Source organism: Mycobacterium sp. M26 (assembly GCF_001494595.1).
Lineage (GTDB): Bacteria > Actinomycetota > Actinomycetes > Mycobacteriales > Mycobacteriaceae > Mycobacterium.
In genome coordinates this window covers 857,579-877,424 of record NZ_LN929908.1, presented here as the reverse complement: position 1 = coordinate 877,424, position 19,846 = coordinate 857,579, and the positions used below count along the sequence as shown (strand labels likewise).

Genomic DNA, 19,846 nt, shown 5'->3' with positions numbered 1-19,846 from the left:
GCTTGCTGCGTCCTGGCACTGAACTGCCTGTTTTCACATCCATTGTTCCTTATCCGAGCGGGTGCGTGTGCCAGACCCGGGCCAGCGGGTGTGATCAGCGCCGCTTCCGGGCCTTCGCCGGGGGCACCCAGCAGGACGCGACATGGTCGTCGACCATGCCTGTGGCCTGCATCAACGCATACGCGGTAGTGGGTCCGACGAACCGGAAACCGCGCTTCTTGAGGTCCTTGGCCATCGCCTGCGACTCGGGGCTCAGCGAGGGCACATCGGCCAGTGTGGCGGGCCGGGGACGCGGCGGCGGGGCGTAGGACCACAGCAGGTCGGAGAGGTCGACGTCGAGGTCGGCGGCCGCCCGGGCGTTGGAGATCGTGGCCTCGATCTTGGCCCGATTGCGCACGATTCCGGCGTCAGCCATCAGGCGGCTGATGTCGCGGTCGGTGTAGCGGGCCACAGTCTCGATGTCGAAACCGTCGAAGGCGGCCCGGAAGTTGTCCCGTTTGCGCAGGATGATCAGCCAGGACAGGCCGCTCTGGAACGCCTCCAGGCTCATCCGCTCGAACAGCGCGACGGTGCCGCGCAGCTCCCGGCCCCACTCCTGATCGTGGTAGTCGCGGTAGAGCTGAGTTTGCCCGCCCACCCAGCCGCAGCGGATCCGGCCGTCGTCGTCGGGTTCGCTCACCCGGCGTCCTCGTCGGCGGCGGCGTGATGGGTCACCTCGGGTTCGTCCAGGCCGGCGACCGCGCGCACGGTGGCCAGTTCGGCGCGCAGCTGGTCGAGTTCGGCGCCCAGCCGGTCCAGCACCCAGTCCACCTCACTGGTCTTGTAGCCGCGCAGCACCTGGGTGAACTTGACGGCGTCGACATCAGCGGCGGTGACCCCGGAGGCCGGCAGCACGGTGGCCGTGGTGGCCCGCGGCAGCGGGGGCAGTTCCTCACCGCGCCCGAAGACCAGGCTGGCCACCCCGAACAGGACGATGCCGATGAGGATCAGCACCACCAGGTACAGCAGGATCAAGGTCACCAGACGAGATTACTTCGCGCCGAGATTGAACTCTCGCAGCTGTTTACCCGATGTTCTGCTGCGTAGGTTCAATCTCAGCGCAGGGTGTTCATCGGCGGCCGATCGGCCAGCGACACCTGCGTGGTGCGCGGCAGATACTCGTCGCCGTCGGGCAGGAACTGGGTGAGCCCCACCCCGGAGTCGGCGATCCCGCAGCGGGACAGCAGCGTGGCGATCACCTGGCGGCTCATCGCCCCCAGGTCGGTCAGCGGCCGGTTGCGGTGCGCCCGCACACCCAGGTTGACCTGCGCGATGGCGTCCAGCCCCAGCCGGTCGTAGGTGTCGATCAGGATGCCGATCTCCACGCCGTAGCCCGGGGCGAACGGCACCGACGTCAGCAATTCCCGGGTCCCGGCGTACTCACCGCCGAGCGGCTGCAGCACGCAGCCCAGTTCCGGGCGCAGCGCCGCCAGCAGCGGGCGCGCGACCAGCTCGGTGACCCGGCCGCCGCCATTGGGGTCCTCGCCCTTGCCGACGGTCAGCGGCCGCCGGTAGAAGCCCTTGACCAGGTGGATACCCTGCCCGGTGAGGATGGGGCCGACCAGGCGCGGCACGAACATCGGGTCGGGATCGATCAGGTCGGAGTCGACGAACACGATGATGTCGCCGGTGGTGGCGGCCAGCGACCGCCACAGCACCTCACCCTTACCGGGTTGCGGTTCGATCTCCGGCAGGGCCTGCTCGCGGCTGACCACCCGGGCACCGGCGGCGACGGCGACGATCTCGGTGTCGTCGGTGGATCCGGAGTCCAGCACGATGAGCTCGTCGACCAGGCTGCCCAGCATCGGGCTGATGGTGTCGATGACCGAGCCGACGGTCTCTTCCTCGTTCAGGGCCGGCAGCACCACCGAGATGGTGCGGCCGCGTTTAGCGGCCACCAGGTCCTCAACCGTCCAGGTCGGGTGCGACCAGCTGTGGTCGGAGAGCCAGGTGTCACCGGGCAGGGTGTCGTTGGCCGCGAGATCGGTCATGCCAGTCCCCTTACCGTGCGCGTCGGCGGGCGATCCCCCCGGATCGACGCGACCATTTCCAAGACGCGCCGGGTGGGTCCCACCTCGTGCACCCGGAACATCCGGGCACCGTCGGCGGCGGCCAACGCCGTTGCCGCCAGCGTCCCCTCCAGCCGTTCGGTGAGCTCCACACCCAAAGTCTCCCCGACAAAATCTTTGTTGCTCAGAGCCATCAGGACGGGCCATCCGGTCTTAACGAGATCGTTTACATGACGCAACAAAGTAAGGCCGTGATAAGTGTTTTTGCCGAAATCGTGGGTCGGGTCGATCAGGATCGCATCCCGGGCCACCCCGATAGCTGCGGCCCGCTCGGCGGCGGCCGTCACCTCGGCGATGACGTCGTCGACGACACCGGTCACGGTGGTGCCGTAGTTAACCCGGAACGGCCGGGTCCGGGGGATCGCGCCGCCGGTGTGCGAGCACACCAGCCCGGCCCCGAACTCGGCGGCCACCTCGGGCAGCGTCGGGTCGGCACCGGCCCAGGTGTCGTTGATCAGGTCGGCCCCGGCCGCGCAGGCCTGCTTGGCCACCGAGGCCCGCCAGGTGTCCACGCTGATCAGCTGGTCGGGGAACTCGGCGCGCAGCCACCCGATGAACGGCACCACGCGGGCGATCTCTTCGTCGGCGTCGACCACGGTGCCCGGACCTGCCTTGACCCCACCGACGTCGACCACGTCGGCACCTTCGGAGATCACCCGGTAGGCGGCCGCCTTGGCGGCCTCGTCGGTGAACGTCGCGCCCCGGTCGTAGAACGAGTCCGGGGTGCGGTTGACGATCGCCATGATCAAGGCGCGATCACCGGCCACCGGCCGTCCGCAGAACGTCGACTTCACTCCACCATGGTGCCTGGTCACGGCGAGATCGACGAAATGGTGTGATCTAGTCGCAGTTTGTCGCCGAACCCGACATCTGGGCGAAAGCGCAGGTGACCTCAGGCCAGACCGACGACGTGGTTCTTGCCGGCCAGCTTGGCCTGGTACATCAACCGATCGACGCGGGCAATCACATCGGCGGTGCACTGATCGGTCGCACTCGCCGCCCCCACACCGATGCTCACGCTGACCTCCACGGGAGAGCCACCGGTGCGCCCCAGTTCGGCGATCCGGCTCCGGATCAGCTCGGCGATCGGCTGGGCATCCTGCAACGAGGTATCGGGCATCGCCACACAGAACTCGTCGCCGCCCAACCGTGCGGCCAGGTCGGACGGGCGGGTCACGTCGGCCAGGATGCGGCCGACCGCGGCCAGCACCGAATCTCCCACCGCGTGTCCATAACCGTCGTTGATGGCCTTCAAATTGTCTACGTCGATCAACATCATGCTCAATACGCCTGCACTGCAAGCGATTCGCTGTAATTCGGGGTCAAGCCGGCCGCAGAAGCTACGTCGGTTGAGCAACTCGGTCAGCGGGTCGGTCGTCGACAGCATCTCCAGTTGGTGCTGGAGGCGTTTGACTTCGGAGATGTCGACGTTGGTGCTCAGCACGGTGCGCACCTCACCGTCGACATCGACCTCCGGGACGATGCGGACAAGGTAGTTGACCACGCCCCCCCCGCCGGGGATTGGATAGTCGAACTCACGCTCGACCGGCTCCTCGGTGACGAACACCTGCTTATGCAGGCCCTGGAAGAAGTCGATGAACTCTTGCGTCTCGCCGACTTCGTAGTGCGTCTTGCCGATGTAGTCGTCACGGGTCAGCGGAGTGATCACCCGGTCCACCGCGTGGTTGACATAGACGTGGCGAAGCTGGCGATCGTGGCGCGACACGATGTCTGGAAAGTTCTCCACCATCGTGTAGAACGGGCCGTCGGTGGCCACCGCTGCGCTCGGCTCCAGCACGAAAAGCGCCAGGTAGGCGCCATCGTCGGCGGCATCGATCACGCAGCGCCAGTGGGGTGCTCGGCGCGACGACACGACCACCGGGGCCTCGTGGAGGGCGGGGGGCCAGACCGCGGCCAGCTGCTCCAGCAGGGCCTGTTCGTCGAGCTCAGTGGTGAGCGTATTCATCTGGCTGATGAATTCCGCGGTGCGCTCGGTGATCGTAGGCGCGCCCTCGGCGTCACGGCAGACGAACGCCGCCAACCTGGCCCGTTGCAGGGTGTCGATCCACGACGTCGCGTCGTTCATCATCGGTCCCCGGCGTCGACGTGGTTCTTGCCGGTCAGCTTTGCCCGGTACATCCGCCCATCAACGCGCGTGATCAGATCTTTCGCACTTCGGTCGGCCGCGGTAGCCCATGCCACGCCGATACTGGCGCTGACCTTCGGATGATCGATCGCAACGATGCGCCGCCTTATTCGCTCGGCGACCTTCGGGGCGTCCACGGGCCCAGCGTCGAGCAGCGCAACGCAGAACTCATCGCCACCGAGGCGGGCTGCCAGGTCGGATTCGCTGATCGACTCCGTCAGAATCCTGCCGACCGCCTCCAGGACGACGTCGCCGACAACATGGCCGTAGGTGTCGTTGACGGCCTTGAAATCATCGAGGTCCAGAACCAACACGCTCAGCGGTGTTCGCTCCAGGTCCGTCCGGGTGAGCTCGGCGTCGAGGCGTTCGACGAAGGAGCGCCGGTTGAGCAGACCGGTCAGCGGGTCGGTCTGCGCCAGCAGCTCGAGCTGACGCTGCAGTTTCTTGATCTCGCTGACCTCACGGGCCACGGCGAGCACGGTGTCGACCCGCCCGTCGGCACCGAACTCGGGCACGAACCGGCAGAGATACTGACGCGGGCCGTCGGCGGCGGGGAACGTGAACTCCAGCGCAACGAGGGTTCCGGTGTCGAACACCTGCCGATGGGCTCCGGACCAGGCCTCGACGAGCTCGTCGGGCAGGCCCAGCTCGGTGTGGTCCCGACCGATCAGGTTCTGCGCTGCGCGGGGTCCGAAGATCTGGTCGACGCTGGGATTGGTGTACAGGGTGCGCAGATTGCGGTCGGCTCGCAGCACGGCGGTCGAGAGCGTCTGGAGCACGTTGAAGAAGGTCATGTTGTGTTCCTGACCCTCGTCGACGACGCGGAATATGGCCAGGTAGGTGCCGTCCCCGACATCGCGGAGTACGCACTGCCAGATCGGCGGCGACTTCGCGGACACCACGAACGGTGATTCGGCGCTGACCGGCCACCCGGCCTCCAGATCAGACAGCAGCTGAGGCTCGTCGAGTTGTCCGGCGAGGCCGTTGATCAACGCGGTGAACTCCGCAGTGCGATCGATGATGTGCAGTCCCGCGCTGTCTCGGCTGCACACGAATGCCGACGCCCCCGCCAGCGCGAGAGCGTCGAACATCGGGCGCCGTGCACTCATGTCGGCCCCGACTGTAGCCGCCGAACCGGCGTGCTACCTGCTGATCATCGAGAGAATCAGCCCTTTGGTCGGTTTCCCGCCGCGACCTCGCCCGGGTAGGAGTCGTAGAACGGCACGTAACCCTCCTCGCGACCGTTGAGTACGTACAGCGGGTCCTCCACCTCGCTGCCGTAGCCCTGCTTGCGCAGGTCGACCTTGCGGCTCTTGAACGTCGAGGTGGTCTCCAGGGACTCCACCACCCGGACGAACAGCGGCACCGCGTAGCTGGGCAGGTTGCCGTAGAGGGTCTGGGCCAGCGCCTTGCCGTCGAACTGCGCGCCATCGCGCAGCTTCACCGCCGCCATCCCGGCCCGCCCGCCGGTGTCGGGCACCTCGACGCCGAACACCGTGGACTCCTCGATGTTCGTGTCCTGGCCCAGCGCACCCTCGACCTGGGTGGTGGCGACGTTCTCGCCCTTCCACCGGAAGGTGTCACCGAGCCGGTCGGAGAACGCGGCGTGGCCCATGCCCTGCGGGTTCATCACGTCACCGGTGTTGAACCAGACGTCGCCCTCCTTGAAGGCGTTGCGCACCAATTTCTTCTCGCTGGCGGCCTTGTCGGTGTAGCCGTCGAACGGCGCCAGCTTGGTCACCGGGCTGAGCAGCAGACCGGGTTTGCCGGCCGGCACCTTGCGCACCCGGCCGTTCTCGTCGCGCACCGGCTCGCCGGTCTCCGGGTCGTACTCGACGTAGGCCAGCGGCAGCGGGCTGATGCCGGTGGTCTTGGGGATGTTGAAGATGTTGATGAAGGCGGCGTTGCCCTCGCTGGCGGCGTAGAACTCGGCCACCCGGCCGATGCCGAACCGGCGGGTGAACTCCTCCCAGATCTCCGGGCGCAACCCGTTGCCGGCCACCACGCGGACCTTGTGGGCGCGGTCGGTGTCCTTGGGCGGCTGGTTGAGCAGGTACCGGCAGACCTCGCCGATGTAGATGAAGGCGGTGGCCTCCATCTCGATGACCTCGTCCCAGAACCGTGACGCCGAGAACGACTTGCCCAGCGCCAGAGTGCCGCCGGCGTTGATTACCGACGACACCGCGACCGTCAGCGCGTTGTTGTGGTACAGCGGCAGCGGGCAGTACAGCGTGTCATCGCCCTTGAGCCGCAGCCCCAGACCGCCGAATGCAGCCAGCGCCCGCAGCCAGCGGTGGTGGGTCATCACACTGGCCTTGGGATGCCCGGTGGTGCCCGAGGTGAAGATGTAGAACGCGGTGTCGCGAGCCTGCACCTCGGCGGCCGAGGCCGGATTGCCGGTCGGCTTACCCTCGGCCTGCTCCACCATCTCCTCGATGGTCATCAGCTGGGACACCTGCGCGCCGCTGTCGGTGATGTGCTCGATCAGATCGGACTCCGCGACCACCACAGTGGCATCGAGCAGACCGATGCTGTGCGACAACACATCTCCGCGCTGGTGATAGTTCAGCATCCCGGCGACCGCCCCGCACTTGACGGCGGCCAGCATCATCAGCACCGCGTCCGGCGAGTTGCGCAACATGATGCCGACGACGTCGCCGCGGCGAACGCCCTTGTCCGCCAACACCGCTGCGTAGCGGTTGGCGGTCTCGTTGGCCTGCCGGTAGGTGACCTTCTCGGCACCGAACCGGATGAACACCCGGTCGCCATAGCGGGCGGCGCGATCCTGGAACACCTTGCCGATGGACGCCTTCGAGGTGGGCAGGGCCAGCAGCCCGGTCAGCGCACCGCGCACGATCACGGGGGCGTCCATCACCACCGCCGGCAACCGGGTCGCCAGGTCGAGCAATCCGACCGAATGCTTGTGCGAGCCAGAGTCGTCAACGGGCACGTGTGCCACCTCTCATGGTGTGGGGTGTGGTGGCCAGCCTAACGGCGGCCGGTCGAGCAGAACTCCAGTGCGGTGTCGACGTCGTCGGCCACCAGGAGCCGGTCGAGGGCGGCGGAGGCGACGAAGCCCGTGTCGACCAGGGAAGCCAGCCAGGTCCGCAGGCCGTCATAGTGGCCGGCGGGATCGAGGAGCACCACCGGCTTGTCATGCATCCCCAGGTACCCAGCCGTCCACGTTTCGAAAAGTTCCTCCAGCGTGCCGATTCCGCCGGGCAGCGTGATGAACGCGTCGCTGCGGTCCTCCATCACCTGTTTGCGCTGCCGCATGGTGTCGGTGACGATCAATTCGTCGGCGTCGACATCGGCCAGTTCGCGGTGTACCAGGGCTTTGGGGATGACGCCGACGGTCCGTCCGCCGTGTGCCCGGGCACCGTCGGCCACCGCGCCCATCGCCGAGACGTTGCCGCCGCCGGAGACCAGGGTCCAGCCCCGGTCGGCGATCCCCTCACCCACCCGGCGGGCCAGGTCGAGCAGGTCGGGATGGCGTGGGCCGGAGGCGCAGTACACGCACACCGCCCACTCGGTACGGGTATCCGGCTGGGGCTGCACCCGAGAAACCTAGCGCGCAGCATTTCGCCGTGCCCAGCCACGGCGGAGCCATACACTGCGGCGGTGTCACTGTCGCTGGAAGCCACGCTCGCCAAAGCGCAGGAGCTGGCGTGGCAGGGCCTCGGCCGCGAGGCGGCCGACGTGCTCGCCGGCGTCGACCCCGCCACCCTGACCGAGTCCGAGCTGATGGCCTGGGCGCTGCCCCGGGCGGCCAACCAGTTCTGGATGCTCGACGAACCCGAGCGGGCGACCGCATTCCTGCGCACCCTGCGCAACCGGGTGTCCTCGGGACCGTCGGTCGCGACGGTCGACGCGCTGTTGGGCACCTTCGCGATGAACGCGGGCAGCCCTCAAAGGGCGATGGAGCTGGCCGGTGAGGTGCTGGCCTCAGCCGAGGCCGACGATCAGGCCATCGGGTGGGCGGCCGCGGCGGCCGCCCTGTGCCGGGCCCGGATGGGAGTCTTCGCCGACGTCGACGACCTCGCCGAACGGGCCATCGCCGCCGGGCATCCAGGGCTGCTGCGCTTCACCTCCGCCTTCGGCCAGACCACGGCGCTGGTGCTCTCCGGCGAACTGGACCGGGCACAGGCACTGGCCCAGCAGCTGGTCGACGACGCCGAGGGCGGGCAGCCCGCCCACGCGATCGGCACGCTGCTGGTGGCCGATGTGCTGATCGCGCGCGGCGATCTGGCCGCGGCCGCCGAGCTGCTCGAGGAGTCGGCCGCCGCGTTGGCCCCGACCGGCTACTCGTGGGGACCGCTGGCGTGGATGCTGCTGGCCCGGGCCCACGCCCAGGCCGGCCGGCTCGCCGACGCCGGCCGGGTGCTGGCGCGCGCGGAATCCAAGCACGGTCTGAAGTCGATGCTGTTCGCCCCGGAGCTCGGACTGGCGAAGGCGTGGACAGCCGCCGCCCGCCGGGACGTTCCCGAAGCCATCGCCGCGGCACGCGACGCCGCCAAGACCGCTGAGCGCGGCGGACAGTCGGGCGTCGCACTGCGGGCACTGCTCGACGCGGTGCGCCTGGGTGACGCCCGGGCCGCCGACGGGCTGGAGCGGCTGAACCTCGACTCGGGGGTCGGGCGTCTGGCCGTCGACTACGCCAGGGCGCTGCGGGCCCGTGACGCCGCCGGACTACGCGGCGCGGCGGCGGAATTCGCCGCCATCGGCATGGCGGGGGTGGCGGCAGACGCCGCCCGGCAGGCCGACGAGATCGGCGGTTAACCCGCCAGGTAGCGCCGCAGGGTCTGGGTGACCGCGGTGATCTGCGCGACGGCGACGCGTTCGTCGCGGCGGTGCGCCAGATTCGGGTCACCAGGACCGTAATTCACCGCCGGGATGCCCAGCGCGGCGAACCGGGCCACATCAGTCCAGCCGTACTTGGCGCGGACCAGCCCGTCGGCCGCCTCGACCAGTGCCGCGGCGGCGGGGTGATGCAGCCCGGGCAGCGCGCCGGCCGCCGCGTCGGTCTGCTCCAGGGTGACGTCCAGACCGTCGAACACCTCGCGGACGTGCTCCAGTGCGGCCTGCGGTGAGCGGTCCGGGGCGAACCGGAAATTCACTGTCACGCTGGCCGCGTCGGGGATGACGTTGCCGGCCACTCCCCCGTCGATCCGGACGGCCGACAGCCCCTCGCGGTAGGTGCAGCCGTCGATGTCCACGATGCGCGCGTCGTAGTTCGACAGCCGGTCCAGTACCGCGCCGAGCTTGTGAATAGCGTTGTCGCCCAACCACGATCGGGCCGAGTGCGCGCGGGTTCCGGTCGCCGAGATCAGCACCCGCAGGGTGCCCTGACAGCCGGCCTCGATGTAGCCGCCGGACGGCTCACCGAGGATCGCAACATCGGCGGCCAGCCAGTCCGGCAGCTCCCGCTCGATGCGGCCCAGGCCGTTGGCGGCGGCCTCGATCTCCTCGCAGTCGTACATCACCAGCGTGATGTCATGCACCGGGTCGGCGACGGTGGCGGCCAGGTGCAGGAAGACGGCGTCACCGGACTTCATGTCGGAGGTGCCGCAGCCGAACAGGTGATCGCCCTCGAACCGGGACGGCACGTTGTCGGCGATCGGCACGGTGTCGAGGTGGCCGGCCAGCAGCACCCGGGATGGCCGGCCGAGGTTCGTGCGGGCCAGCACCGCGTCACCGTTGCGGATGATCTCGAAACCGGGAGCCTGGGCGCGCAGGGCGGCCTCGACCTCGTCGGCGATGCGGGCCTCGTCGCGCGACTCGCTGGGGATGTCGACGAGGGCAGCGGTCAGCGCGATCGGATCCGCGCGCAGGTCTAAGGAGGCGGCCACAACTTCCCAGGCTAGCGGGCCTGCGCGATGGACTACCCTCTAGCACCGTGACTTCTGCTGCAGGTATCGGACTGGCCACTGTTACCGAGGACGGCACCGTCCTGGACACCTGGTTCCCGGATCCCGAATTGGGCGCCTACAGCCCGGCGGGCACCACCCGGCTGTCGGAGGCCGACGCCCCCGACGAGTTCGCCGCGCTGACCGGACCCGACGCTGACCGCGGTGTCGAGGTGATCGCGGTGCGCACGGTGATCGCCGACCTGAACGACAAACCCGCCGACACCTACGACGCCTACCTTCGGCTGCATCTGATCTCGCACCGGCTGGTCGAGCCGCACGGCTGCAATCTCGACGGCATCTTCGGCACGCTCACCAACGTGGTGTGGACCAACTACGGACCGTGCGCGATCGAGGGCTTCGAGCAAACCCGGCTGCGGTTGCGCGCCCGCGGCCCGGTGACGGTGTACGGCATCGACAAGTTCCCCCGCCTGGTCGACTATGTGGTGCCCACCGGGGTGCGGATCGCCGATGCCGACCGGGTGCGCCTGGGCGCACACCTGGCACCCGGGACGACCGTGATGCACGAGGGTTTCGTCAACTTCAACGCCGGCACGCTGGGCGCCTCGATGGTGGAGGGCCGGATCTCGGCGGGTGTGGTGGTCGACGACGGCTCCGACATCGGCGGCGGCGCCTCGATCATGGGCACCCTGTCCGGCGGTGGCACCGAAGTGATCTCGGTGGGCAAGCGCTGCCTGCTCGGCGCGAACGCCGGCCTGGGCATCTCACTGGGCGATGACTGCATCATCGAGGCCGGGCTGTATGTCACCGCCGGCACCAAGGTCACCACACCGGATGGCACGACCGTCAAGGCGCGCGAACTGTCCGGTGCGAACAACCTGCTGTTCCGCCGCAATTCGGTGACCGGCGCGGTGGAGGTGGTGGCCCGCGACGGCCAGGGCATCGCGCTGAACGAGGCTTTGCACGCCAACTGACCCCGGCGGGCCCACCCTTGCCTTAGCATCGTCGGCAAAGTTCGGCACGAGGTTGGGGGGCCTGGCGAAAGGCGTCAATGGTGGGTGCTGCTGGCGGTGTCGGTCGAGTCTGCGCCGCGGCGGTGGCCCTGGGTGTCGGAGCGGCGATCGCCAGCAACGCACCGGCCGCCTGGGCCGACTCGGGATCCTCGTCGAGTTCGTCGGCGTCGAGTTCGTCAGGTAAGTCGGCCCGCACCGGCGGCGCGGCCAAGCGGGTCAAGGCCAGCACCACCGCCAGTGCCAGAGCCACCGTCACCGCCGCCAAGCGGCCCGCCGCGGCCACCCTGCGGCCACGCACCCTCCCGGCCGGCGACCCTGCCACACCGGTGACCTCGGCACTGCTGGCGTGGACCCGGCGCGAGCAGGCCACCGCCACCACAGCCCGGCAGGTCGCCGCCCAGCAGGTGACCCCCGTCGAGGCGGTCGAAAATGTGGTCGCCGACGTCGACCGGTGGTTGCGCACCTACGTCAACTTCCAGCCCTGGGTCGACGGCACCGCGTGGCTGCCCGCCCCGCTCAAGCCGGTGCTCTTCAACCACACACCCGTCGCCAGCCCGATGCAGGTCCAGGTGAACCTGGCCGGCGGGGTCACCAGCGCCGCGATCCCGTTCACCGCCTACGACCCCGACGGCGATCCGATCCGGTACTCGGTGCCCGTCAAGGGCATGCCGGGAGGCCCGGAGCACGGCATCGTCACGGTGGACAACACTGCCGGCACGTTCACCTACACACCGGACGAGAACTACACCGGCACAGACACTTTCGCGTTCGTCGCCGATGATGAGACCACCATCCACGTGCACGCCTGGGACAACCTGCTCAACGCCGCGTTCGGCATCTTCGGCACCAGCCTGGCCGGCGGGCACACCGACACCGCGACCGTGACGATCTTCAACGGCGTGCCCGTCGCGCCGATCACCGGCCAGTTCAGCATGCTCACCTACAACGTGGCGGGGCTGCCCATCGGGCTCACCGACGCCACCTTCCCGCGGATCACCAGCAACCTCCAGATCGGTTCGCTGCTCAACGGTTTCGACATCGTCAACGTCCAGGCCGACGTGTCCTTCCACCCGTTCCTCATCGCCAACACCGCCTTCCCCGACCAGACCGCGCCGTCGGTGCCGACCTGGCTGTGGCCGGCCGGCCTGCCGTTCTCCGACGGGCTGAACACGTTCTCGGCCTACGACATCGAGAGCCTGACCCGGCAGGGCTGGTCGGGCTGCGAGCTGGTGTGCATCGCCCCGAAGGGATTCACCTACTCCCGTATCCACATTCCCGGTGGCTCGTCGATCGATCTCTACAACGTGCACGTGAACGACGGCGATGAGTTCACCGACACCGACCTGGCCCAGCTGTCGACGTTCATCGCCGCGACCTCGGTCGGGCGCGCGGTGATCGTGGCCGGTGACTTCAGCCAGTTGTATTCCGGCACTGGGCAATCCCTGACCGAGTTCGCCACCGCCAACGGCCTGACCGACGCGTGGGTACAGGTGGAGTACAACGGCATCACCCCCACCGATGCACCCGGTTGTGCCTACGCCGACAACTGCGAACAGCCCGACAAGATCTTCTACCGCAGCGCCACCGCGCTGGACCCGGGTGATCCGGCCAGCAGCCCGGTGCGCCTGACCGCGGTGGGCTACACCAACGAGGGCCTGAACTTCCTCAACGGCAGCGGCCAGGACCTGTCGAATCACCGGCCGCAATCGGTGACGTTCAGCTACACGGTGGCCGCGGTCGGGCCGCAGAACGTCGACCTGGCCAACTGGATGGGCGACCTGCCCGAGTTGTCCGATCTGCCGCTGACCCAGCTGCCGATTCCGGGCACCCACGATTCGGGCAGCTACGGCATCACCGCGGCCTCGCCGTGGGCGCTGACCGGCGTCGCCGACTTCGGCATCCTCACCCAGCTGCCCGATTTCATCGTCAAGCCGATCGCCGCGGCCTGGGCCCGTACCGCGGGCAAGGACCTCTACGGCCAGTTCTCCGACGGCATTCGGTATGTCGACCTGCGGCTGACCAACGAGCCCGACGGGCAGATCTACATCGAGCACGGGCTGCGCGGGTCCACGATTGACGAAGTCCTGGACGATATTTCGCGGTTCGCCCACGAGCACCCCCGGGAGGTGCTGCTCGTCGACATGGCCCGCTTCACCAACTTCGACGCCGCCAGCCACGACATCCTGCTGGACAAGATCTACGCCACCCTGGGTGACCGGCTGGCACCGCGAAGCCTGGGCACGGCGGCCTCGCTGGGTGACCTGTGGGCGATCGACAAGAACGTGATCCTGCTCTACGGCAACAGCAGCATCGTGACCGCGGATCCTGACCTGTGGTACCGCGGCTCGATCTATCAGCCCTGGCCCAACGTCCAGTCGGTTCCCCCGCTGCTGGAGGCCAATCGCGATTCGCTGAACAACCGCTTCCCCTGGCTGATCTGGGGTCTGTCGGGCCAGACCACGCCGGATACCAGCACGATCGTGGCCGGCATCCTGACGCTGGGGCCGACGTCGAACCGGGAGCTGCTGTTCGATGTCCATCCCGCTCTGCAGCAGTGGATTCGCGGCGAGTTCAAGAGCAACGTGAACCTGGTGACCACCGACTGGCATCACGACCTGTGGCCCGCCGACTCGTCCTACGCCCGCGACGTCATCGGTGCGGTCTACGAGACAAAGGCCAGCCGTCTGGTCTGAGGTCCTGCCCCGATTTTCAGTAGCGGGCTACTGCGCCCGCCGCGACACGGGTGTCTGACGATGTGTCGATGGCTGCGGTTCTGGAGCTCAGTTGCGTGCACAAGACCTACCGACGTGGCGACGAGCGGGTGCAGGTGCTCGCCGACTTCAACCTCACCTTGGGCGCGGGCGAATTCGTGGTGGTGACCGGACCATCGGGTGCGGGAAAGTCGACGCTTTTGCACATAGCCGGCGGACTGGAATCACCTGACAACGGCACGGTCGCCGTGGCCGGCACCGACCTGTGGTCGATGAGACCCGGCGCGCGCGCCGCATTCCGGCGGCGCAACCTCGGTTTCGTGTTCCAGTTCTTCAACCTGGTGCCGATGTTGACCGCGGTCGAGAACGTCTCACTGCCGCTGGTCCTCGACGGTGTGTCAGCGCGACTCGCCGATGCACGGGCCGTCGAACTGTTGGATCGGATCGGGCTCGGCGACCGGGCGCGACACCGGCCCGCCGAAATGTCAGGCGGCCAGATGCAGCGCGTCGCGGTGGCCCGCGCGCTGGTGGCCCGGCCTTCCATCCTGCTCGCCGACGAGCCCACCGGGAACCTCGACAGTCATTCCTCCACTGAGGTTTTGGACCTACTGAAGACATTGTCAGACGAGGACGGCACCGCAGTTGTGATGGTGACCCATGACCCGGCCGCCACTCGTTACGGATCGCGCGAGCTACACCTGGTCGACGGGCGGGCATCCGCACCGGACGGCGCACGGCAGTCGGAACACTGATGGACACGCTGCGCGCCGGCTGGACTTCGTTTCGCCGCATCCACATCGCAGCACTGATCGCCGACTGGCACCGCACGCTGCTCAGTGTGATCGGCGTAGCCCTCGGCGTGACGGTGGTCCTTGCCGTGCTGATACTGAAATCGGAGCTGGTCCGCCCGTTCGACGCTTTCGGCCCCGCACTCACCCACGCCGCCGACGCGGGGGTCCTAGAGGTGACACCGAATGTCAGCGGTCGCTTGCCCGTCCAGACCGTCGACCGGTTGCACAGCGAGGTGGCCGGAACTGTCATCCCCGTCGTGGCCGGGCTGACCCCGGTGGACATGCCACGGGGCAGTCATGGCTTCTTCCTGCTCGGCGGCTCATGTCAGATCGAGCGGTTGGTGGGCCCGTTCGATTGTGAGCGCCGCGCCCGGGACCTCACTCCCGCCGCCGGCCCGGGTATCCCGCTTCAGATTCCGGCGGCAATCGCCGACCGGCATGGTCTGCACCTCGGTGATGAGGTGCGCATCCCCGGATTACCGCCCGGGTCCGCCCACCTGGGGTGGACATTCGCCGAGTTCGACCGTGTCGCAGGCATCAATGACGGCTATGTGCTGCTGGCGCCGTCCGCCGAGATCGCAGCCGGACTGCTCGGCTCACCCGGGTATGTGACGTCTGCGTTCGTCGTACCGGACCCCGGCGGCGAAATTACCAGCCTGACAACCGAAGTCGATCAGGTCGTCGCGGGTGTCGCCACGACCGGGCCACCGCAGCCACACCTGCCTGCGGTGTTCGAGAGTGGTGCACAGAGCCTCAATCTGGTGGCGATCGCCGGTATGATCGTCGGAATCCTCATCGCGGTCAATACGATTCTGCTGGCGGTAGAGGACCGGCGAGCAGTGCTGGGGACCATCGGCGCCATCGGCGCGAGGCCGACCGGACTACTCGGCGGGATGCTTGCCGAAGCCGCACTGGTGGGCGCGATCGGCGGGCTGGTAGGCGTACCGGGCGGCTTCGTTCTCGGCAGCTATCTCGTGGCCACCTTCGGGCGCTCCATGCTGGCCGGTTCCGGCGGCACCATCGCGGCGCACTTCAGCCCTAGCCTGCTAGCAATGGGAGCCACCGCGGGAATCCTGTGCGGACTCATCGCCATGACCGGGCCCGCAGTCAGGCTGATGCGCGACGGACCATTGGCGTCCATGGCCAGCGCCGGCGGAGTTGAGCGCGCCAGGAGGATTCCCGTCTGGCCGCTGTTCATCGGGTCGGGCTTGCTGGCGGCTTCCGTTGCGGTGCTCGAGATCTTTCGCCACGGATCACTACCGATCAGCATGGGCATGAACGGCCTGACGGTAGGACTGTTCGGGTTGGTACTGGTGACGGTCTGGCTGGCACCGCTGGGCGCCGCGCTCCTGATCAGGGTTCTGACAACCGCATTTCCGGCCGTCGGGCGCCTGCTCAGCGCCGACTTCCGCCGCTATGCGCTACTTTTCGCGTTTTCCGCTGCGCTGCTCGCGGAGAGCACGAGTTTCGCCATCGGGGCCTACAGTATGCAACTGCTCGGCAGCGCCCAGATTGGCGAGCAAAAGGCCCGCCAGCTGCCCACCGCCCTGCTGATCACCGCCCAGTCCGTCCTCGATCAACGCGACGGACAGATCTCGGACCCCACGTTCCAGATGGTGTCCGCGACCGCCGACGGGCGCAGCGTCTCGTCCCGCTGGCGGTCAACGATTTCCTCCGGCAGTTCGTCGCGACTGGTCATCGGTGTCACCCCTGGTGACTGGTACAGCACAGCACTATTCGTACCGGCCGGCGCCGCAGACTCCTTCTGGCATGGCTTGCACGACGGCCAGATCGGTCTGAGCGAGATCGCCGCCAGCCGACTCGGCGCCGCACCCGGCGACACCGTCGAACTACCGACAGTCCACGGTCCGAGGCGTTTTCACGTGGCGGGAATCGTGACCCCGACGATGGTCAACGATGCCGCGGTCGGCGATATCGTCCTGACCTCGGATGCCTCGGCCCGCTCCGACTGGGCGGCGGTACGAGATCAGATCGCGGTGGCCTACCCTTCCTCGACCGACGCCAGTGCCCACCGGGACGATTTTCGCGGTCTCGACGCCGGATTGTTCGTCTATGACGATGACGAGTGGCGCACGGTCGCCACGACCGGGATCAGCCGCTTTCTCCATCCGTTCACCCTCGCCGGGTACGTGGTGATGGTCGCCGCCGGCCTGAGCCTGCTCAATGTGTTCGTGCTCGGACTCGTGCAACGCCAGCGCGAACGCGCCGCATTGCGGGCGATCGGGGTGACGTGCGAGCAGGAGCAGGCCGTCATCGTGGCCAACGCCGCTGTCCTGGGCGTCCTGGTCGGCGGCATCGCGGTGCTCGGGGGCCTTGGTCTGACATTTCTGTGGGCGATGGGATCGCCGGTGTTCTACGGCATCGCGATCGAATGGGGTGTGGAACCGCGGGCACTTCGGTCCGCGGTAACCGCGGTGCTGGTCCTGATCGCGATCGCGGCCGTCTACCCGGTGATCCACGCGCGCCGACTGGAGACGGTGGAGGTGCTGCGGAGCAGTTAGCCGTGAAGTACGCGATGCAGGTCGGGAACGTCGTCGTCCGCACACCGGAACCGGTGGATGTGCTCGCGCATCGCGTGGCTGGCTACCACGGCGAACTCTTTGGGCGGCAGCGACATCTGGAAGACCAAGCCGTGCCCGTCAGCCCCTTCGATCAGCGCACCGCCGCCTGCGACGGGCAAGGTCATCACCATCGTGCAATACGCCGGGACGCTCTGGCCGAACCTGATGCGGTACAGGCCGAATCCACTGAGATTGGTGACAAGCGGATTCCAGCAGGCCGGATCGAATGCGGTCGAGACGCAGCGAGCCGCGCGCCACGCGTTGGTGGCGTCCAGAAACTCCTGGTTGACCCGGATATCGCAGTGGTGGTCGACAAAGTTGTTCACGCCGTGGCGAATTCGCTCGGCGATCGAGCATGCCGAGTCGTCCGGTGATACTTCGCGATTCAGCGTCGTGATGAGGTTTCCGGCCAGCATCGAATCCAGACCGAGTCGGTTGCGCACATTCACGACGATGGCGAGGGTGCGGCGACCTGCTGCCGGGTCCGCCTTCAGCAACGCCTCGGCGACAACTGCGCACACAACGTCGTTGGCCGACAGCCACATCCGGCCCGAGAGGGCAGCACGCATGCGGGCGATCTCGGATTCGCCGAAGTAGAGGCTCAACGTGCGCTGCTTGCGCGACTGCATGGTCAGATATCGAAGGCTGCGGACGGTCTCACCAACCCCGAGGCAACGAACGCCCGGCTCTGGTGCGCCGCCGGCCGGAAGGCAAGCGCGCAGATATGCAGCGCGGTTTTCCACGATCAACGGCTCGGCCGGTGATCTACCGGCCGCCGCAGCAGACCACGCGTTCATCAAGTGCATCACCGTCTGCAGATCGCCGACGGCGTGGTGCCATGAGAAGCCGATCGCGGTGGCGTCGTCCGCGAGGTGGGTGACCCGGACCCTACACACCGCACCCAATCCCCACCGAGCCAGCGGACCGTTCACCGGGTCGACGAGCCACAGTCCGGTGTCATTGGTGGTCGATGCCAGGGCGTCGCTGAGCGTGCGATCGGAGGCTACCGAGCTGAACGGCACACCCTGCCCCGCGCACCGGATTCCCATTCGCCCACCGAACAGTGTCATCCGGCCCGCGAAGATCGGCAGCGCCGTCAGCGCGTCGGACAGTGCCTGGGACAGTGCGGTCGCGTCGAGGTGGCACCGGAAGAAGAAGACCATGTGTGTCGCCAGATTCGCCACGATCGCGTCACCGACATCGCAGCGGATGTCGAGCTTGCGCGCCTGCGATGGTCTGATCAGCTGGGTCGGCACAGTAGCTCCCCCCTGCGACTCACCGTGATGCGCCCACCGCGCTTGGGGACATGGGCGATCCCGTGGAAGGACGACTTCTCGTCAGCAGCCGCGTCGGTGTGGATCCGGAAGTTCTGCAGCACGATGCGCAGCACGACATCCATCTCGGTCGTCGCGAAGTCGGCCCCGAGACAGCGCCGCGTACCACCGCCGAAGGCCAATCCGGCCGCAGACCCTCGTTCGCCGCAGAACCGCTGCGGCTCATACCGTTCGGGGTGGGCGAACACCTCCTCGTTGTCGTGGAGATCGGCGATGCGCACGAGCACCGTCGCGCCCTGCGCAACGCGCCACCCACCGAGTTGGACGTCCGGAGTTATCACGCGGCGGCCCGCCACGTCGATGACCGTGCGGGATCGCAGCACCTCGGCGATGGCGGCCCGGCGTAGCTGGTGTCCGCCGGCGTCGACCTCGTCGACCAGTTCCGCCAGTACCTGTGGATGGCGCCGCAGCCGTTCGAACAACCAGCTCAGTGCCGCCGCCGTGGTTTCGTGGCCGGCACAGATCAGCGTCAACAGCTCATCGGAGATATCGACGCACGAGACCCCGGCCTCGTCCTCGCGCCGGGCGCGCACCAACAGCGCCAGGATGTCGGTCCGCACGTCCAGAGCCGGATCGGCTTCGGCTGCCGCGATGTGCGCGAACACAACGCGGTCGAACGCCGCACGAAATGCGTCCATCCGGCGCCAGGGACTGTGCCGCCTGACAACGGCAGGCGGCCCGGGAACGAACGCCAGAAGCTGTCCGAGTCGCACGTACGGCGGAATCGTCGCGCGCAACATTTCCAGCTCGGCGCCCGACAGGCCATCAGAGCCGAAGAGGCTACGCAGAATTACGTTCAGCGTGATCCTGCTCATCGGTTCCAGTGTCCGAAACTCCACGTTCTGCGGCCAGTTCGCAACCTCCCGCAGGGTCTCGTCCTCGATCATGGCGGTGTGGCGGGTCAGAGCTCGGCCGTGAAATGCCGGAGCCAGCAGCCGACGCCGAGCACGATGACGGGATCCGTCGAGGGCGAACAGCGACCCGGGACCGAACCAGTTGCCGACGTTGGGCTGCACATTTGCCAGCTGCTCGGGACTCGAGCTACACACCGCGCGGATCAGGGCGGGATCGGAGACGACCACCGAGCGGCCGAAGAACGGGATGTTCATTTCGAAGATGCGCCCGTGCCGCTTGATCCAGCGGCGCATCGCCCTGCGCCGAAACACCGCGAATTCGACGCCCTGGACCAGCTTCGGCAGGCGCACCCGCGGCGGCGCCGACGTAGGTTCACCCACAGTGCCGTGCTCTTCGCGTATTCCGCACTCTCCCACAACGGAATCGTCAGCCGGCAGGG

Annotated in this window: 15 protein-coding genes and 1 pseudogene; 5 read left to right on the top strand and 11 right to left on the bottom strand. The window is 67.9% G+C overall.

Annotation, left to right across the window (positions count from 1 at the left end):
• Positions 1-94 precede the first annotated feature (94 nt).
• The 8 genes from BN3385_RS13725 to log form a co-directional block, all read right to left on the bottom strand.
• Entirely contained in the window at positions 95-679 is a 585-nt protein-coding gene (locus BN3385_RS13725; RefSeq protein ID WP_059017281.1) for a DNA-3-methyladenine glycosylase I, read from the bottom strand.
• Complete coding sequence (locus tag BN3385_RS13720; protein WP_059017280.1) at positions 676-1,020, bottom strand: DivIVA domain-containing protein; 345 nt, start codon at positions 1,018-1,020, stop codon at positions 676-678. Before BN3385_RS13720 ends, BN3385_RS13725 begins: the two co-directional genes overlap by 4 nt.
• Positions 1,021-1,094: 74 nt before the next feature.
• Positions 1,095-2,030, bottom strand: a complete 936-nt coding sequence (locus tag BN3385_RS13715; protein ID WP_059017279.1) for a glucosyl-3-phosphoglycerate synthase — start codon at positions 2,028-2,030, stop codon at positions 1,095-1,097.
• Positions 2,027-2,851, bottom strand: coding sequence for a dihydropteroate synthase (folP, locus tag BN3385_RS13710; RefSeq protein ID WP_231748852.1), 825 nt, complete (start codon positions 2,849-2,851; stop codon positions 2,027-2,029). Before folP ends, BN3385_RS13715 begins: the two co-directional genes overlap by 4 nt.
• Positions 2,852-3,000: 149 nt before the next feature.
• Positions 3,001-4,194: a GGDEF domain-containing protein gene (locus BN3385_RS13705; protein ID WP_059017277.1), complete on the bottom strand. Its 1,194-nt coding sequence runs from the start codon at positions 4,192-4,194 to the stop codon at positions 3,001-3,003.
• Entirely contained in the window at positions 4,194-5,363 is a 1,170-nt protein-coding gene (locus tag BN3385_RS13700; protein WP_082690463.1) for a sensor domain-containing diguanylate cyclase, read from the bottom strand. Before BN3385_RS13700 ends, BN3385_RS13705 begins: the two co-directional genes overlap by 1 nt.
• Positions 5,364-5,419: 56 nt before the next feature.
• On the bottom strand, positions 5,420-7,204 hold the full coding sequence (gene fadD6 / locus BN3385_RS13695) for a long-chain-acyl-CoA synthetase FadD6 (RefSeq protein WP_059021927.1): 1,785 nt from the start codon (positions 7,202-7,204) through the stop codon (positions 5,420-5,422).
• Between the two features lie 38 nt (positions 7,205-7,242).
• The gene (gene log / locus BN3385_RS13690) at positions 7,243-7,812 is read right to left on the bottom strand and encodes a cytokinin riboside 5'-monophosphate phosphoribohydrolase (protein WP_059017275.1); all 570 of its coding nucleotides are present in this window, start codon (positions 7,810-7,812) and stop codon (positions 7,243-7,245) included.
• Between the two features lie 75 nt (positions 7,813-7,887).
• On the opposite strand from log, the pseudogene BN3385_RS13685 reads away from it, so the two are divergent.
• Positions 7,888-9,033 (top strand): annotated as a pseudogene (locus BN3385_RS13685) (AAA family ATPase); the annotation flags it as partial.
• Here the strand turns inward: BN3385_RS13685 and dapE are convergent.
• Positions 9,030-10,103, bottom strand: a complete 1,074-nt coding sequence (gene dapE / locus BN3385_RS13680; protein WP_059017273.1) for a succinyl-diaminopimelate desuccinylase — start codon at positions 10,101-10,103, stop codon at positions 9,030-9,032. The pseudogene BN3385_RS13685 and the gene dapE sit on opposite strands and share 4 nt — an antisense overlap.
• A 20-nt stretch (positions 10,104-10,123) precedes the next feature.
• Here dapE and dapD point away from each other — a divergent pair, with 20 nt between their 5' ends.
• The 4 genes from dapD (at position 10,124) to BN3385_RS13660 (ending at position 17,158) form a co-directional block, all read left to right on the top strand.
• Complete coding sequence (gene dapD / locus BN3385_RS13675) at positions 10,124-11,095, top strand: 2,3,4,5-tetrahydropyridine-2,6-dicarboxylate N-succinyltransferase (RefSeq protein WP_231748851.1); 972 nt, start codon at positions 10,124-10,126, stop codon at positions 11,093-11,095.
• Between the two features lie 80 nt (positions 11,096-11,175).
• Positions 11,176-13,827, top strand: coding sequence for an Ig-like domain-containing protein (locus BN3385_RS28190; protein WP_156432749.1), 2,652 nt, complete (start codon positions 11,176-11,178; stop codon positions 13,825-13,827).
• Positions 13,828-13,895: 68 nt separating this feature from the next.
• A complete protein-coding gene (locus BN3385_RS13665; RefSeq protein WP_059021925.1) occupies positions 13,896-14,597 on the top strand; it encodes an ABC transporter ATP-binding protein in 702 nt (233 codons plus the stop codon).
• Positions 14,597-17,158: an ABC transporter permease gene (locus tag BN3385_RS13660; protein WP_059017270.1), complete on the top strand. Its 2,562-nt coding sequence runs from the start codon at positions 14,597-14,599 to the stop codon at positions 17,156-17,158. Before BN3385_RS13665 ends, BN3385_RS13660 begins: the two co-directional genes overlap by 1 nt.
• Here BN3385_RS13660 and BN3385_RS13655 read toward each other — a convergent pair.
• The gene (locus tag BN3385_RS13655) at positions 17,155-18,474 is read right to left on the bottom strand and encodes an acyltransferase (RefSeq protein ID WP_059017269.1); all 1,320 of its coding nucleotides are present in this window, start codon (positions 18,472-18,474) and stop codon (positions 17,155-17,157) included. The two genes, BN3385_RS13660 and BN3385_RS13655, sit on opposite strands and share 4 nt — an antisense overlap.
• Positions 18,459-19,787 carry a cytochrome P450 gene (locus BN3385_RS13650; RefSeq protein ID WP_231748729.1) on the bottom strand — a complete coding sequence of 443 codons (1,329 nt, stop codon included), beginning with the start codon at positions 19,785-19,787 and terminating at the stop codon, positions 18,459-18,461. The genes BN3385_RS13655 and BN3385_RS13650 overlap by 16 nt, the downstream gene beginning before the upstream one ends.
• Positions 19,788-19,846: the final 59 nt, after the last annotated feature.